Annotated in this window: 15 protein-coding genes; 8 read left to right on the top strand and 7 right to left on the bottom strand. The window is 36.3% G+C overall.

The annotated features are described in order from the left end of the window. Positions 1 to 4: 4 nt before the first annotated feature. Complete coding sequence (locus MHB39_RS16320) at positions 5 to 424, top strand: universal stress protein (RefSeq protein WP_054550012.1); 420 nt, start codon at positions 5 to 7, stop codon at positions 422 to 424. 61 nt (positions 425 to 485) lie between these two features. Here MHB39_RS16320 and MHB39_RS16315 read toward each other — a convergent pair whose 3' ends face one another. From MHB39_RS16315 to MHB39_RS16285, 7 genes are all read right to left on the bottom strand, one after another. Continuing rightward, positions 486 to 1,343: a DUF6612 family protein gene (locus MHB39_RS16315; RefSeq protein ID WP_328024248.1), complete on the bottom strand. Its 858-nt coding sequence runs from the start codon at positions 1,341 to 1,343 to the stop codon at positions 486 to 488. A 247-nt stretch (positions 1,344 to 1,590) separates the two neighbouring features. Beyond that, a complete protein-coding gene (gene qoxD / locus MHB39_RS16310; protein WP_004226585.1) occupies positions 1,591 to 1,875 on the bottom strand; it encodes a cytochrome aa3 quinol oxidase subunit IV in 285 nt (94 codons plus the stop codon). After that, a complete protein-coding gene (gene qoxC / locus MHB39_RS16305; protein WP_004226587.1) occupies positions 1,875 to 2,474 on the bottom strand; it encodes a cytochrome aa3 quinol oxidase subunit III in 600 nt (199 codons plus the stop codon). Before qoxC ends, qoxD begins: the two co-directional genes overlap by 1 nt. Before the next feature lies 1 nt (position 2,475). Continuing rightward, positions 2,476 to 4,419 carry a cytochrome aa3 quinol oxidase subunit I gene (gene qoxB / locus MHB39_RS16300; RefSeq protein ID WP_048395108.1) on the bottom strand — a complete coding sequence of 648 codons (1,944 nt, stop codon included), beginning with the start codon at positions 4,417 to 4,419 and terminating at the stop codon, positions 2,476 to 2,478. Positions 4,420 to 4,480: 61 nt separating this feature from the next. After that, positions 4,481 to 5,386 carry a cytochrome aa3 quinol oxidase subunit II gene (gene qoxA / locus MHB39_RS16295; RefSeq protein WP_048395109.1) on the bottom strand — a complete coding sequence of 302 codons (906 nt, stop codon included), beginning with the start codon at positions 5,384 to 5,386 and terminating at the stop codon, positions 4,481 to 4,483. 826 nt (positions 5,387 to 6,212) lie between these two features. After that, the gene (locus tag MHB39_RS16290; protein ID WP_112118086.1) at positions 6,213 to 7,055 is read right to left on the bottom strand and encodes a DUF2785 domain-containing protein; all 843 of its coding nucleotides are present in this window, start codon (positions 7,053 to 7,055) and stop codon (positions 6,213 to 6,215) included. A 240-nt stretch (positions 7,056 to 7,295) separates the two neighbouring features. Beyond that, positions 7,296 to 7,760: a hypothetical protein gene (locus MHB39_RS16285; RefSeq protein ID WP_048395112.1), complete on the bottom strand. Its 465-nt coding sequence runs from the start codon at positions 7,758 to 7,760 to the stop codon at positions 7,296 to 7,298. Between the two features lie 218 nt (positions 7,761 to 7,978). Between MHB39_RS16285 and MHB39_RS16280 the strand changes: the two genes are divergently transcribed. The 7 genes from MHB39_RS16280 (at position 7,979) to MHB39_RS16250 (ending at position 17,579) form a co-directional block, all read left to right on the top strand. Continuing rightward, on the top strand, positions 7,979 to 8,962 hold the full coding sequence (locus MHB39_RS16280; RefSeq protein ID WP_048395114.1) for a hypothetical protein: 984 nt from the start codon (positions 7,979 to 7,981) through the stop codon (positions 8,960 to 8,962). 118 nt (positions 8,963 to 9,080) lie between these two features. Then, complete coding sequence (gene tig, locus MHB39_RS16275; RefSeq protein WP_048395116.1) at positions 9,081 to 10,370, top strand: trigger factor; 1,290 nt, start codon at positions 9,081 to 9,083, stop codon at positions 10,368 to 10,370. Between the two features lie 682 nt (positions 10,371 to 11,052). After that, the gene (gene clpX / locus MHB39_RS16270; protein ID WP_036075657.1) at positions 11,053 to 12,324 is read left to right on the top strand and encodes an ATP-dependent protease ATP-binding subunit ClpX; all 1,272 of its coding nucleotides are present in this window, start codon (positions 11,053 to 11,055) and stop codon (positions 12,322 to 12,324) included. A 230-nt stretch (positions 12,325 to 12,554) separates the two neighbouring features. Next, a complete protein-coding gene (gene lon, locus MHB39_RS16265) occupies positions 12,555 to 14,879 on the top strand; it encodes an endopeptidase La (protein ID WP_342546930.1) in 2,325 nt (774 codons plus the stop codon). A gap of 4 nt (positions 14,880 to 14,883) precedes the next feature. Continuing rightward, positions 14,884 to 15,465, top strand: a complete 582-nt coding sequence (gene yihA, locus MHB39_RS16260) for a ribosome biogenesis GTP-binding protein YihA/YsxC (RefSeq protein WP_048395121.1) — start codon at positions 14,884 to 14,886, stop codon at positions 15,463 to 15,465. Positions 15,466 to 15,600: 135 nt separating this feature from the next. After that, the gene (locus tag MHB39_RS16255; RefSeq protein WP_081011007.1) at positions 15,601 to 15,774 is read left to right on the top strand and encodes a YjfB family protein; all 174 of its coding nucleotides are present in this window, start codon (positions 15,601 to 15,603) and stop codon (positions 15,772 to 15,774) included. A gap of 143 nt (positions 15,775 to 15,917) precedes the next feature. Continuing rightward, complete coding sequence (locus MHB39_RS16250; RefSeq protein WP_342544556.1) at positions 15,918 to 17,579, top strand: hypothetical protein; 1,662 nt, start codon at positions 15,918 to 15,920, stop codon at positions 17,577 to 17,579. Positions 17,580 to 17,709: the final 130 nt, after the last annotated feature.

Genomic DNA, 17,709 nt, shown 5'->3' with positions numbered 1-17,709 from the left:
AAACATGGCAAACTATCTTAAGATCGCAGTAGCAATTGATTTCTCAGAACAATCATTAAAAGCATTGGATAGAGCTAGTCAATTAGCAAAGGAACACAATGCTATTTTGCAATTGGTGAATGTCATTGATACAAAATCGTTTGGAGCAGTTTCAGCATATGACTTAAAATATGCCGAGGAATTGAAGAAGGAAAACATTCTTAAAATGGAAAAGCTAGAAAAAGAGGCATTACAGACAGGAGTCAAAGAGGTCGAATCCATTGTAGAAACAGGTTCACCAAAAGGCATTTTAACACAGTTACCTCAGGTTGATTTAATTGTTTGCGGTGCAACTGGATTAAATCGTATGGAGAAAATGATGTTAGGCTCTGTGGCAGAGAAAGTCGTACGTCATGCGCTTTGTGATGTGTTGATTGTTCGTTAGTTGTTAAAATAGTTTAGAGTAAAAGAACCTGCTTGTGCTAGTAGACAAGCAGGTTCTTTTATTATTGGATTGTTTGAGCGTTATCAATAATGCTTTGAGGTATATCGATTGTTTTTAGATGATTAAATTCAGTATACGTAACGACTGATTTTGTATTCATTAACAATTCGTCACCTTCTACGGCCATTTTTAAGTCAAAATTCATATCCATTTTGTTCGTATCGAAAGTCTCTTTATCGATGTGTAGTACGTAGTTAATTTTTTCAATTGATAGCTGATCCATTGGATTTTCTTCTAGACCCATTTCTTGCATAGACTTATTAATCTCAGAATCGATTAGTTCTTTGAATTTATCGCCTTTTGCATCTAATGTAAGGACGTATTCATCATCCGTTTGTTCAAATGTAAAGTCCTTAATGAATTTTTTCAATTGTTCTAGCTGTTCCTTCGCATCAGCAGAAGCCGCCGTTTGATCTAATATAGCATCAAAGTTCTCATTAGGGAGCTTTAACCAGCTATCTGTTGTCGAATCCTTCATAAATAAGCCTGCATCTTTTTTCATATACATTTCAATTGGCATGTCCATTGTTTCTTTACCTTCATTCATCATATCAGGCATTGTCATAGATCCTGATAAATGCATTGCAAGTGGATCAACGATGATATCCATCTCCATTTTGGAGTCGATTGAAAACTCCATTGCTTCTTCACCAGACCCAACCTTTGTCACCTGTGTCATATCCATTTTAGCACTTGCACTTTGAATATCAGCCTGGCGATCTACTGCTTTGTCATACACTTGTTCTAAAGTGAGTTTGCTTTTATTAGTTGTGTCTTTCGTAGGCGTAGCGCTTGAATTACAAGCGGCTAGTGTCAACGCTAGTGTTCCAACTGCTAATACTTTAAAAATTTTCTTCATTACTTTCATCTCCTATTCTTGGTAAAAAACACTATCTACTACTATACGCACTAGAAAAGGAAAAGTTTCATAAATTGTTAGAAAAGAACTACTTTTTTATTAAGAAAATAACATTACTCCTACTTTTATAAGTGTTAAACGCGATAATTACCAAATGAATAGGGATAAAACAAAAAAGCTGTCATGAACTTATCGTACAAGGACGATAAGTACAGACAGCCTTTTGCTTACACCATAGTGTAATGGATCAATTATAACCCCAGATCATAGCAAATAATGTACCAATGATTGTCACAACACCTACGAATACTGAGTATAAAATTGTCGTATATAACGTTTTTTTATCTTCAGATTCACCGATGTGCATGAATAATACTAATTGTACAGTTGCCTGTGCAAGAGCAGTTACTAGTAAAATTCCAAATGCCATATTAAGAGACATATCAAATTTTACAACTGCTAAAGCTACGATTGTTAGTAATAGTGAGAAGCCGAAGCCCATCACATGTTGTTTTGGGAATAATTCCTTCATCAGCTAATCAGTCCTTTCAAGTAGACGAAGCTGAAGATGAAAATCCAAACAACGTCTAGGAAATGCCAGTACAGTGAGAAGATAAACGCTTTATTAGCCGTTTGTGGGTTTAAGCCACGTTTCGCTACTTGGATTAAAATAGCTACGCCCCAGAAGAAACCAAATGTTACGTGGGCACCGTGCGTTCCAAGTAAAGTCATTAATGACGATAAGAATGCGCTTGTTTGAATCGTCGCACCTTCGTGTACATATGTGACAAATTCATCAATCTCAATAGCTAAGAAGCCAAGGCCTAGTAATAGAGTGATGATAAAGAATGTCATCATCGCTTTTTTACGACCAATACGCATTGCATGAACACCAAGACCAATTGTGAAACTACTTGTTAATAATAAGAATGTTTCCCATAGAACGGGAGTTAATTCGAAAATCTCGGCACCATTTGGTCCACTACCAGTACGTGTATGAAGTGTGAAATACACAGTAAATAAAGTGGCAAATAACACGATTTCGGCGCCAAGGAAAATCCAAAAACCAAAGATTTTTAGACGGTTTTCCTCTGTACTATATTCTAATGGAAGTGAAGAATCGATTTTCATATTATTTATCACCTCTCAAGCTTTTCTCAGTTGCCATTACTTCCTCAACTGAAATGTAACGACCATGATCTTTTTCAAATGAACGATGGATCATGAAGCCAAATACACCAAGCATACTGATGATGGCTGGAATCCATAGATTAAATACAGCGAAGAATGCTGCAAGGAAGAAGAATCCACTCATCCAGAATGGTGTGCCTGTATTATTTGGCATGTGAATTTTTTCGATTGTACCTGCCGTAATATCGCGACCTTCTTTTTTCGCGAACCAGAACTCATCTAAGCGAGTAACGGTAGGCACTACGGCAAAGTTATATTCTGGTACTGGAGAATGAGTAGCCCACTCAAGTGTACGACCATCCCAAACATCTGCCTTTTCATTACGAGGCATATGCTTCCAGCTATAGTAAATATTGTAGACGATTAATGCAAAGCCGACTGCAAGTCCTAGAGCACCAACGAACGATAACATGTTCAATGGACCATAACCAGTAGACTCAGAATAAGTGTACATACGACGAGCATATCCATCTAAACCTAAAATGAATAGTGGGAAGAACGTTACGTTGAAGCTGATGGCAATGAACCAGAAACCAGCTTTCCCTAATTTTTCATTTAGACGGAAACCGAACATTTTTGGCCACCAGTAGTGGTAACCTGCAAGGACACCAAATACTGTACCTGGAATTAATACATAGTGGAAGTGGGCAACTAAGAACATCGTATTATGATATTGGTAGTCAGCACTTGCCATCGCTAGCATTACCCCTGTAACCCCACCAATTGTGAAGATAGGAATAAAGCCAAGTGCATAAAGCATCGGTGTTGTAAATTGAATTTTCCCGTGCCTCATTGTGAGTAGCCAGTTGAATATTTTAACCCCAGTAGGAACGGCGATTGCCATTGTTGTAATAGAGAAAACACTGTTTACCATTACACCATGACCCATTGTATAGAAGTGGTGGGCCCAAACTACGAATGATAGTAGGGAAATGACCACCATACTCATCACCATTGATTTGTAACCATATAAGTTTTTACGTGCGAATGTTGCAATGATTTCTGAGAAAATACCGAAAGCAGGTAGGATAACGATATAAACCTCAGGATGTCCCCAAACCCAGAAAAGGTTGGCCCAAAGCATATCCATACCACCGTCTTGCATCGCAAAGAATTTTGTGCCGAATTGACGGTCAAACATCATAAGAGCAAGCGCTACAGTTAATACTGGGAACGCGAATACGATAATAATGTTTGTAATTAAAATTGACCAAGAAAACATTGGCATTTTCATTAATGTCATACCAGGAGCACGCATTTTAATGATCGTCGTGATAAAGTTAACACCTGTCATTAAAGTACCAATACCTGATAATTGAAGGGCTAAAGAATAATAGTTATTCCCTACAGTCGGACTAAAATCCGTACTTGCAAGAGGGAAGTAGGCTGTCCAACCAGCGTCTGGTGAACCACCGATAATGAATGATAAGTTTAATAAACCAGCACCTGCTGCAAATAGCCAGAAGCTGACAGCATTTAGACGTGGGAAAGCAACGTCACGTGCACCGATTTGAAGTGGAATGACAATGTTCATTAAGCCGATAACAAATGGCATCGCCATAAATAGAATCATTAATAAACCGTGTGTTGTGAAAATTTCATTATAGTGTTGTGCATCAAGAAGTCCGTTATCTGGAACGGCTGTTTGTGCACGCATTAATAGTGCATCGATACCACCGCGGAATAGCATTAATAAAGCTACTGCGATATACATAATCCCGATTTTTTTATGGTCAACAGTTGATAGCCAGTTTTTGTAGAAATAGCCCCATTTTTTGAAATAAGTAAGGCCTGCTACGATAACCACTGCACCAACTACGATACTAATAGCTGCCGCTAAAATCATCGGTTCTTGCATTGGATGGAATAATTCTTCCATACTCATTGGATGCGCTCCTTTCAGAATTAAAAATTAATGTCTCGATTCGTTCAACGATAAAATCAAATTAATGACCAGAATGTTCATTATTCATGTCTTCTTCAGACATGTCCCCATGATCCATTTCATCCATATTCATGTGTTTACCATGTTCCATTGGAGCTGGTCTAAAGTCTAAGTGTGTAGATGAGAAGCTTTGGCGCCCAACATGTTCTGCCTCTAAAAGCTCATCAAATTTTTCTTCTGTTAATGGTGCCTCTTTCGATTTAACATCAGCAACCCATTTATCGAAGTCTTCTTGTGTCATAGATTGTGCTTCAAATTCCATTTCTGCAAAGCCACGTCCATTAAAGTTAGAGTTACGTCCCATAAATGAACCAACTTCATCTGCTGCAAGGTGAATTGTTGTTAACATATCACTCATAGCATATTTTTGACCTGCTAATTGAGGAATCCAGAAACTTGTAATTGGACCAAATGAGTAAAGCTTAAATTCGATTGGACGATCCACCGGAATGTTTACATAGTTAACTGTTTCAACACCTTCTTCTGGATAACTAAAGTGCCATTTCCAGTTTGATGATGATGCATAAATCACTAAAGGCTCCTTATCGTCATAACCTGCTGGTTGAGCTTCTACTGTAGATGTTGTTCTTACTGTCACTACAGCTAAAAATGCTACGATAATAATTGGAATTACTGTCCATGTAATTTCAAGCAGATGACTTCCTTCTTCATGAGGAGGCTCATAATCTGCAGCTGCTTTTGATGCACGATATTTTGTAAGCATAAAGGCTAAAAGCACATACACGACTAGCAATATAAAGGCCATTGTAATAATGGATAAGATAATTGTGTTTGATAATGTTTCAGCATTAGGTCCTTTTGGATTGAACACTGTTAATGGTTCACATCCAGCAAGAAGAGCAATCGCACTCAATGCTACTAACATTAAACTTAATTTTTTCTTCATGTTTGACTCCTTTCTATAGAACGGCTATTCATAAAATTCATGTGTTTTTTGTCAGTGTCACATTTACAAATAGTTGATACTGAGGTCACCTCTTTTATCTTGGCGTATCAATCAACAACTTAAGAAATTACAATGGCATGGTTCAATATGAAACATAAAATCTAGTGTTGATTGATCTGATGCAAGCGTTAGCAAAATCAATGATTTGCGCAATCGTTTAAATACATACTTGGTTAACTACGATTGTCACAATCTCTCGTTGTTTGCACATTGGATTATACGCTCTGTTTTTAAGAAAAAACATAATTTTGTTATGAAAATGATAGTATAGCGGTATTGAATTTGAACATTTTTTGAACAAAAATCGTTATTTTAGTATTGGTATTTATAGGTTTTATTTATTAAACACTGTGTAAACGTTGAAAATACTGCATTCCTGATGTTTACCTAAGTAAATAATTTAAAATGTGAAAAATGGTATTTCACATTTTAGACGCTGTTTTGTAATAAAATCATTGTCAAACCAGACCTATTGGGATTTTTTATTTGCCTTTTATCCAAAAAAGGAGTAGATGCAATGACGTTTTATGGAAACAATAGGTTGAATTTTCAATGAAAGGAATGAGCGAGGAGGGAATAAATGGAGCGAAATATTAATTATGTTAATATAATAACTGGTTTTCTTTAATATCCATATTTTTACTTCATTTGTTTTATTTGAAAAGTAAAAAGCAAACTAAGCCAGTTCTTAGTTTGCTAGTGTTTTAGAAAAAATTTATGTTATCAAGAATTAAGTGGTGTAATTCAGCATTTTTAAAATTACCTGTCAATCACCAAGCTTCAGCCATTTGGCTACTTGTCCATAAATCGTATTTTGAAGCTGTGGAGCTTTATTATTCATTTTCAAAGAAAAATACAGTGTTTTCATAAAGTTTAAGGTACAAGTTCTTCCACTAAAGAAGAGCTCATTATAACCTTGTGTCATTAAATGCATTTCAAATTTATCAAAAGCCTGCTCAACAAATTCGATCAGTGCTTCCTCTGAGTAATTTTGAAGCAATAATGCATCCACTATATTAATTAAACGTTCCTCTTCATCGTTAACAAAGACTGTTTCTTTCCAAGTGACAAGTTTTAATGCATGTAAAATGGATGGTGCATACTGTAAATCGAATTTTGGATGTTTTATTGTTGTTGTAGCTAAATCTGCACCATGTGCAATACTGTGTGCCCATCCTTTTCCCTGAACATATCCTCTCGTATCCTGTTCTAATAACAAATAACGGCCAATTTTTTTAAAGAACACTTGTAGATCTTCATCTCTTAAAACAAGTAATTCAGCGTCCTTTGCAAGAAGACCTGCAACTAGTAAAGCAGAAAACGAACGAGTAAAGACACTATCCTCTGTTTTATCTCCGATATGTAAATATAAAAAATCCTCACCTGTAACTGTATCAAACAAATATTGAATTTGTTGAGAACTCAATAAATTATCACTTAGTAAATCAACAAAGGTGCGATAAATGAGCTGGTCTCGTAATTCGGCATCAACTGAGCCAATATGGGCTAACATCTCCTGTAATAGCCAATCACTATGTTCGAACATAAATGTCTGACGCTCAGACAGTGTCATTGTAGAAAAAGACTGTAATGTTTCTTTAATATCCATGTAAAAAAGCCCCCAACTTATTTTTGTATTTTATATTATAGCGCCATTTCATTTCGAAGGGATAAATTTGAAACCTTCATTTTAATCAAGCACAGTTAGAATGTCCTCTTTAAAACATAATTTTTACAATATTATTTCCAGAAACTATAGAAAGTTGTTATGATAGAAACGCAATAAAATGGTAAAACTAAAATGTGAACAATAAAAAAGACATACCTATTTAAGTATGTCTTTGTCTAGCTAAATAATGACTGCTGATTTAATGCCAATTGGCCATTCAGTGAGCGTGTGTTGATTTGTCTTTAACTCGACAAGAATATTGGCATTTTTGATTGCATCAATGAGCCATTCACTATAGTGACGATTTGGTTCAGGATGTTGTAAAATCTGATGCATATCTTTTTTATCAACATGTAGCAGCTTGTAGTTACATTCAATGTTTACTTTTTGAGGAATAATGGAAAGAGACTCGTTTTGATGACCAAGTGCAATAGATCCAGGAATACACCCTTGAATTTTTAAAATATAGGTGCTGGCTTCTTGTGTGTAGACATCTATTTTGGTGCGTGTTAAAAGTTCAAATTCTATCGGCTTATCTTGAAAAGGGCCGTCCGTTGTAGAAATTGAAATGACTTTAATCGATAATGCCTCGAATGCAGATGAGATACAATGATCAAATTCTGTAATTGTATCAAGTAATTGCATGGATTCCACTCCTTGTTAAGAACTTGATTTTCTTGATGCAGACAACAAAGGGGAAGCGTCTGCGAATTATTGTGATAAATTTTAGACTATTCTAATTATAATACAATTTATTACAAAATATGAATGCAAAAGCAATAATTTTTTGTTAAAAACAAGAAACTTGTGGATTTTTTTAGTAAATAGCAGAAATGAAAAATTAGAACAATGAGGTGAGAAAAATGACAAAAAGAAAGCGTCATGTCATTAAACATGACAATGTTGTTGTTTTTCCGGGCGCTGTCCAAACTTTAATACGTGAAGGACATATGTTTGCTGAAAATTTTCAGTATGAAAAAGCGGTGGCAAGCTTTGAAAAGGCATTTGTGTACGAAGCTGGAGATGAATTTGCTCTTAGTGCCTATGCTTTCGCTTTGTATGAATTAAAGGACTATAGCAAGACAAAGGATGTTTGTGAGCAATTATTTTCAATGGGTACGTCATTTTATGTAGAAATCATGGAATTGTACATTACCGTATGCATGCAGTTAAAAGAATACCATCAAGTAGAGTCATTAATTTCAACGCTACTTGAAGAAAATGTTTTGCCTCAGGATCAAATTGAAAAATTTGAACGCTTAAAAAATTTGAATAGTGAAGTGTCTAAGAATCTAGAAAAAAAAGAAAATGCACAACGTTTAATAGAAGAACAAGAATATGACCTTGAGAAATTTAGGGCACTTAGTCCAAATGAGCAATCCATTCGCTTACATCGACTTATGGATACAAATGTAAGACAATTAAAAGAGCCGTTGAAAGAGATTATTGAATGTTCCACGATCCATCCGTTTGTCCAGAGTCTAGCACTTATATTATTAGTAGAACAAGAAGTAGCTATCAATGTTACAGTAGCCAAATTCAATCAAACCAAAGTTGTTAATCCTACTGAATTAGTATTGCCTAACCAGCTACCGCAGTATGGAGAAATAAAAAATATACTAGAAGTGAAGCTAGAACAAGACCCATCGACTTTGGAAATGGTACAATATTTAATGGCAAAGCATGCCATTGTAACGTATCCATTTGAATGGCACCCGTTCGAAGCAGATGATGTTGCCTATAGTTATATTGATTTTGTCTTAGCAATGCTTGGAAATGTACAAGAAATGGACTATGAAATCATTGACTTTTTACAAATGTTAGAAAAGCTAACAGAACTACATTAGGTATGAAATAAGTTGAAACTATACACATCTATGTTATACTAAAATGGTTGTCAAAATCGTAGTTACGAATGAATTGTCTAACATCTAAACTTGATTATTTATTTGGAGGTATTTATACATGTCAGCAAAATGGGAAAAACAAGAAGGTAATATCGGTACTCTTACAATCGAAGTACCTGCTGCAGAAATAGACGCAGCAATGGACCAAGCGTTCAAAAAAGTTGTAAAACAAATTAACGTACCAGGTTTCCGTAAAGGTAAAATGCCTCGTAAAATGTTCGAACAACGTTTTGGTATCGAATCTCTATACCAAGATGCATTAGAAATCATCGTTCCTGAATCTTATGCAAAAGCAATTGATGAAGCTGGAATTATGCCAGTTGATTACCCAGAAATCGCTGGTACAGAAAACTTTGTACACGGCCAAGATTTCACATTCACTGCACAAGTAACAGTGAAACCAGAACCAAAGCTAGGAGACTATAAAGGTCTAGAAGTATCTAAACTTCCAGTAGAAGTAACGGATGAAGAAGTTGATGCACAAATTCAAGATCAATTAGCTCGTAAAGCAGAGCTTGAAATCAAAGAAGACGAAGCAATCGTAGAAGGTGATACAGCTGTGATCGACTTCGAAGGTTTCGTTGGCGAAGAAGCTTTTGAAGGTGGTAAAGGTGAAGACTATCCACTAGAAATCGGTTCAGGTTCATTCATTCCAGGTTTTGAAGAGCAACTAGTTGGTGTTAAAGCTGGCGAATCTAAAGATGTTGTTGTTACATTCCCAGAAGAATATCATGCAGCTGAATTAGCTGGTAAAGAAGCTACTTTCAAAGTAACTGTGAAAGAAGTTAAAACAAAAGTTCTTCCTGAGTTAAATGATGAATTTGCAAAAGAATTAGATCCAGAAGTTGAAGGCGTTGAAGCTTTACGCGCTAAAATTAAAGAACAAACTGCAGCTCAAAAAGAAACAGAATCAGATGCAGCTCTTCGTGATGAGCTTGTAGAAAAAGCAGCTGAAAATGCGGATTTTGAAGTACCAGCAGGTATGATCAACTCTGAAACTGATCGTATGTTACAAGAATTTGGTCAACGTTTACAAATGCAAGGTATGAATCTAGACCTTTATTACCAATTCTCTGGTCAATCAGAAGAAGACTTACGTGGCCAAATGAAAGAAGAAGCTGAAAGCCGTGTGCGTGTATCATTAACACTTGAAGCAATTGCTGAAGCTGAAAAAATTGAAGCATCTGAAGCTGATATTGAAGCAGAATTAGAAAAAATGGCTGCTCAATTTAACATGACAAAAGATCAAATCACAAGTGCTTTAGGTGGAACAGCAGTACTTGAAAATGACATCAAAATCCAAAAAACAGTTGAATTTTTAGTAGAAAACGCTAAAATTACTGAATAAGATTTTGTGTAATTAGATAGCCCAAAAAAAACAAGGTACGGCATTCATCCGTGCCTTGTTTTATCACATAAACTCTTAGCAATCAGTCCCCTTAACATTTAATTCACTTTATACTTCACTTATACATAGTATTGTTTTAGTTTTTATCTTCATTCAGCAGATGTTTTTGTATCCAAAGTATTATGTCAGGTACAAAAAACTCCCATCTCACATAGATGGCGAGCTGTAAGCCTTTTAACCTTTTTAGTGTGTGTTTAAACCACGACTGAATGAAGATAGTGCCTGCTGGCAGGCGGCAAGGATTTAGATGAAGTCCTGGCGCTATTAGAGTCAAGGCGAAATTGATACGATGCTAAACTTAACTTCATTCAGAAAGGTTCTAACTAAATAAAATTTATTTTTTGAGTGATATACCCTTGGTTGATGAATGTAGTAGATTTATAAATAGAGATCAGTAGTTTGTAGTGTGTCGGAAGTGAATAAATGTAACTTTATAGCAGTATAAGGTGGCGAAGTAAGCAGGTTCCTATAGCATGCTTCGAAAGACAAATGAAGTAAAGTACATGACGATGCGTTATAATCTACACATGCATAATTACTGAGGCGTAAATGATGCAGACAATTTATTTGATAAAGGTTCAATAATCTTGTAAGATTGTTGCTTGAATAGGGGTGAAACATATTGTTCAAATTTAATGATGAAAAAGGCAATTTAAAATGCTCATTCTGTGGAAAACCACAAGAACAAGTGCGTAAATTAGTTGCAGGTCCAGGTGTTTATATTTGTGATGAATGTATCGAGCTTTGTTCAGAGATCGTTGTAGAGGAACTAGGTGTAGAAGAGGAGATCGAATTCCAAGATATCCCAAAACCGAAAGAAATCTTAACGATTTTAGATGAGTATGTAATTGGACAAGAGCGTGCTAAAAAAGCATTGGCAGTCGCAGTTTACAATCACTATAAACGTATCAATACGAATAGTAAAATTGATGATATTGAATTAGCAAAATCGAACATTGTGTTAATCGGCCCAACTGGTAGCGGTAAAACTTTATTAGCTCAAACGTTAGCACGTATTTTAAATGTTCCATTCGCTATTGCGGATGCTACCTCCTTAACTGAAGCAGGTTATGTTGGTGAGGACGTTGAAAATATTTTATTAAAGTTAATCCAATCAGCTGATTATGATATCGAACGCGCTGAAAAAGGGATTATCTATATTGATGAAATTGACAAGGTTGCACGTAAGTCGGAAAATCCATCTATTACACGAGATGTTTCCGGCGAAGGTGTTCAGCAGGCACTCCTAAAAATTCTTGAAGGAACAGTTGCAAGTGTTCCACCACAAGGAGGACGAAAACATCCTCATCAAGAATTCTTACAGATCGATACAACCAATATTCTTTTCATTGTTGGCGGTGCATTTGATGGTATTGAAACCATCATTAAACGACGTCAGGGTGAAAAAGTAATAGGATTCGGTTCAGACCCGAATAAGGTAGATGTAGATGAAGGTTCTATCATGTCCAAGCTGATTCCTGAGGATTTATTGAAATTTGGTTTAATACCAGAGTTCATTGGTCGATTACCTGTACTTGCGAGTCTGGAGCAATTAAACGAAGCAGCACTAGTACAAATTTTAACAGAGCCGAAAAATGCACTAGCCAAGCAATATCAAAAAATGCTTGAATTAGATGGCGTTGAGCTTGAATTTGATGAAGATGCTCTTGTGGCAATTGCTAAGGAAGCAATTGAACGTAAAACAGGTGCGCGTGGTCTTCGTTCAATTATTGAGTCAACAATGCTTGATGTAATGTACGAATTACCTTCACGTGAAGACGTGAAAAAATGTATCATTACAGCAAAAACAATTACGGATAAAGAAAAACCGAAATTGCTTCTTGAAGATGGCACTGAACTCGATGAAGGTAGCGACACTAAAACTTCAGCATAATGAATAGACGTGGCTGTCTACCGTTGTGAGATAGAGAGTAATTAGCTGACTTCGATTGTGCAATATTCGCACATATCGACAGTCAGCTTTTTATTCATTCCTACATAAAGCCAGCTGTAACTTGAAGAAATTTTTGGCTCGCTTCAATATCTAGTGTGAATCAACTTTTTAAACACATACTAGTAGCGCGGGATGTTAACATGAAAATTTTGACGGAGGTGAATGCCCGCATGGTGACAATACAAAAAACAACAAATGTACCATTATTGCCTTTGCGTGGACTTTTAGTATTCCCATCGATGGTGTTACATATTGATGTGGGTAGAAATCGTTCTGTAGCGGCGCTTGAGCAGGCAATGTTAGAGGACCAAATGATTTTATTGGTAACACAAAAAGAAATGCACGATGAACAACCTGAAGAGCAAGATTTGTATTCAGTTGGTACAATTGCTTATGTCAAACAAATGCTTAAATTACCAAATGGCACGTTACGTATCCTTGTAGAAGGTGTTGCTCGTGCAACGTGGAAAAACTATCGTGCGTTAGAGAAGTATACGGTTGTCGATATTGAAATTAAAGAGGAGTCAACGGAAAAAGATGTAGAAACACAAGCATTGATGCGGACATTGTTGACGTATTTTGAAAAATATGCAAAATCCTCCAATAAAATTACAACTGAGACGATCAATACTGTAACGGATATTGAAGAGCCTGGCCGTTTAGCTGATATTATTGCTTCTCATTTGCCGTTTAAAATTGCCGACAAGCAAGAAGTTTTGGAAATGCTAAGCGTTAAAAAACGACTAGATCATTTAATTATTCGCTTGCATGATGAACAGGAAGTATTGGATCTGGAAAAGAAGATTAATTCCAAAGTAAAGCAGTCAATGGAGCGTACGCAAAAGGAATATTATTTACGTGAGCAAATGAAAGCTATCCAAACGGAGCTGGGAGATCGCGAAGGGAAAACTGGAGAAGTTGCAGAATTACGGAAGCGTATCGACGAAGCTGGTATGCCAGAAACAACAAAGGAAGCAGCACTGAAAGAATTAGATCGCTATGAAAAAATACCTGGAGCTAGTGCTGAGAGCGGTGTTATTCGCAATTATATTGATTGGCTTATTTCATTACCGTGGACAAATGCTACAGAGGATCGCATGAATATTGCCCATGCTGAAAATATTTTAAACCGAGATCATGATGGATTAGAAAAAGTCAAAGAACGTGTTCTAGAATATTTAGCAGTACGTCAGCTGAAAAATTCACTGCGAGGACCTATTTTATGCTTAGCAGGGCCTCCAGGTGTTGGTAAAACATCATTAGCTCGCTCCATTGCCGAAAGTTTAGATCGAAAGTTTATTCGTATTTCTTTAGGTGGTGTTCGAGATGAATCGGAAATTCGCGGACATCGACGTACGTATGTTGGTGCAATGCCAGGACGTATTATTCAAGGAATGAAAAAAGCAGGTACCATTAATCCAGTATTTTTATTAGATGAAATCGATAAAATGTCGAATGATTTTAGAGGTGACCCTGCAGCAGCCATGCTTGAAGTTTTAGACCCTGCACAAAATAATACATTTAGTGATCATTATATTGAGGAACCATATGATCTATCTAATGTGTTATTTATTGCAACTGCCAATGATTTAAGTAGCATCCCAGGACCATTATTAGATCGTATGGAAGTAATATCTATTGCAGGCTATACTGAAATCGAGAAAGCTCAAATTACAAAAAATCATCTTATACCAAAGCAGCTTAAAGAGCATGGCTTGAAAAAAACGCAAGTGGTAATCAAAGATGAAGCAGTCACTGATATTATACGTTATTATACTCGGGAAGCAGGAGTGCGCGGTTTAGAACGACAAATTGCTACGCTTTGCCGTAAAATTGCCAAAGTAATTGTATCTGGTGAGAAAAAACGTGTAACGGTTAGCTCAAAATCATTACAAGATTTACTTGGTAAACATCGTTTCCGCTATGGACAGGCTGAAAAGGAAAATCAAGTGGGTGTCGCTACTGGACTTGCTTATACAACAGTTGGTGGAGATACATTACAAATTGAAGTTTCTTTAACACCAGGTAAAGGGAAGTTACAACTAACTGGTAAGCTTGGTGAGGTAATGAAGGAATCTGCTCAAACAGCCTTATCCTATGTTCGTACGAAGATGGAACACCTTAATGTGGATGCCGAATTTTTTGATAGTCATGATATTCATATCCATGTGCCAGAGGGTGCAGTACCTAAAGATGGACCTTCAGCTGGTATTACAATGGCAACAGCTATCGTTTCGGCTATTTTACATCGCCCGATTCGCCGCGAGGTAGGTATGACAGGTGAGATTACCTTGCGTGGCCGTGTATTGCCAATCGGCGGCTTAAAAGAAAAAACATTAAGCGCTCACCGTGCAGGATTAACGACAATCATTTGTCCAAAGGATAATGAACGTGATATAGAGGATATTCCTGATAGTGTACGCGAGCAACTAACATTTAAACTAGTGACATCGGCTGATGAAGTTTTAGCCTATGCGCTGGACGGAGGTTTTTAAAAAAATGAAAGTCCATAATGTCGAAATGGTCATTAGTGCGGTACGACCAGACCAATATCCAGAAGATGGACTGCCAGAATTTGCATTAGCAGGTCGTTCGAATGTAGGAAAGTCTTCCTTCATAAATCGAATGATCGGACGTAAAGCTTTAGCACGTATTTCATCTAAGCCTGGTAAAACACAAACCCTTAACTTTTATAAGATTGAAGAACAGCTATTTTTTGTAGATGTTCCAGGGTATGGTTATGCAAAGGTTTCTAAAACAGAGCGTGAGGCATGGGGAAAAATGATCGAGCGCTATTTTACAGGACGCCAGGAGTTAAAAGCAGTCGTACAAATTATAGATTTGCGACATCCTCCGACAGCTGATGATCGTATGATGTATGATTTTTTAAAGCATTACAATATTCCTTGCATTGTCATTGCAACGAAGGCAGATAAAATTCCAAAAGGTAAATGGGATAAACATAAGAAAATTGTCAAAGAGACACTGGAGATGGAAAAAAGTGATTCACTTATTGTCTTCTCATCAGAAACGGGTCTTGGCTTTGAGGAAGCTTGGAAAACAATCGAAAATAAAATGTAATAAAAAACATCTATTGTATCTAAACCGTTAGGACAATAGATGTTTTTGTATTTTCAATCGAGTGGTGTAGAAAATTAGGGAAAATACTTGATGATGAAACTATTTGTCCGATAAATTAGATAGGAGGTGGACTAGATGGATATCGCAGCTTTATCGATGGCAATGAACCAAGCAACACTTATGCAAAATGTATCTTTAGCTGTTACGAAACAGGCAATGGAAATGCAACAGCAAAATACAGAACAGTTAGTTGAAATGTTAGATGCTCCACATCCAACAGCCGGACATACAATTGATATTCAAGTATGAAGTAGGCAAGGTAGCTTGAAGTTAAAAGCTACCTCAACTTTTGTTTTTAGAAATAAATTCAAGAAGGCCTAAAATGTAACTTTTCGAATAAGAAAAACTACCAATAATACGATATACTAATAATTAGTAAGGAGGCAGGTTTTTTGAAAAAATATTTATACATACTGATGATTACGTTACTGATGATAGTTGGTTTTTCCTTTAATCAATCTGCTAAAGCAGCCCAACTAGTGACAGGGACATTTGTTGATGTAACGTTTTCGGAATATACGAAGCCTGATGGTACGATAGAAAAGCAACTTAGTAAAATTACATTGGAAAATGATCGTGGACGAACAGTGACGTTTAATATTAATAAAAATACTAGATTATATATTAATAATACGTCTACAACGATTGAGGGCTTTAAGATGGGTATGGAAGTCGAGGCGGACATTTCTCTCAGAAGTGTTGTTGAACTTCGCGGTGCCTCTAATACACCAACAGAAACAAATGTACCATCAACTGGAAGTAGCAACGGTAAAACGATGGCTGGTGTCGTAACGAGTATTGATCCAAATGGATTATTTATTATGGTCAAACCAGATGTTGGTGCAGAAACGACGTACTATTTAAACAAAGAAACCAATTATCAAAAAGGTTCTTCTGCAACGGATATTAGTGCATTATACGTCGGGGATCGAGTTAAATTAAGCTTTAAAAATAAAACTTCCTCGGTCATCTCAAAGGTAGCTATCAGTGAAACAGGTACACTAGTAGAAAATTTATATAAAGGTGAGATACAAGCGGTCAATCCTAATGCCAATAAGCTTACCGTGAAAAATCAACATGCCTTTGTTAACTGGCAATTTGGCTCTCAAACAACAAATGAACTTTCCACTATGCCTTTTACATCCAAAGTACCAATATATGTTGGGAATACGAAAGTCGAGAAAGGTCAGCTAAAAAATTATATAGGTAGCGAAGCATACTATGCGACCGTTAAACAATTTGGTAAGGAAGTAATCGAGAAAATTGTCGTATTGAAAAATAATGAAAGAACATATTACGAACCAATGCTGTCTGTAGATACAGATTACCAACTATTGAAACTGAAAACAGCAGGAACAATGTATTTCCATAATGGGACGATTTTAATTCGAAATGGGCGATTAATCGAACCTACTGGTCTTATGGCATATGGTACTGCTTTTGTCGTGGCTGATGGTGCTACACGCGATCACTATGCTCAAGTAATACAAGTAACAAGTGATAGTTTTATGTCACCTAATCTTGCTGGTCATGAATTATATTATGGACGCTTATCTCAAGCTGATGGATATGTAATTGAAATTGATGATGCGATGAAGATTGAATCAAATGTTTTCAAAAAAGCAGATCGTACTGTATTGTCAGTTAGTAATTCCACAAAAGCTATGGTAGATGACGGCAATAAAACATATAGTGTCATGCCAGATATTGAACTTTACTTATCAGAGGGTGACTATGGTTATTTCTATGTGAAGAATGGCCATGTACAAGCTCTTCATATTTTAGACAATGCTAAACCTGTTGCCCCTCTAATGCTCGCAGGGAAGCTACAGTCTGTGAAATCTACGTATCCTGCTGTTATTAATGTCAAGAGTGTTAGTCAATGGCAAAATGGTCGTTGGTATGAAGCAGGTGAAATGGTTAATATGAATATTGACCAAGCGACACTGATAAAAGCAGGTAAGGTGATTCAAGCTTCTGACTTACAGTCATCTGATCGTTTAGTTGTATTATCAGATCGATTTGTTAAAGCTCATTTTATTTTGGTAGATTAGTATGAATATGAAACTAAAAAAATTTGCGAGTCTTAAGCGAATATATTTCATAAGCTAAAGATGAAAAAGTTACTTTGAATACATTCGCAAGACGAGCAGATTTTTTTAGTGATAGTAGAAACAAGCTTCA

Origin of the sequence: Lysinibacillus sp. FSL K6-4013, assembly GCF_038630435.1 — a bacterium.
Classification (GTDB): Bacteria; Bacillota; Bacilli; order Bacillales_A; family Planococcaceae; genus Lysinibacillus; species Lysinibacillus boronitolerans.
Note: the sequence above shows the minus strand (reverse complement) of the source record. Positions and strands in the feature narration are given on the sequence as shown.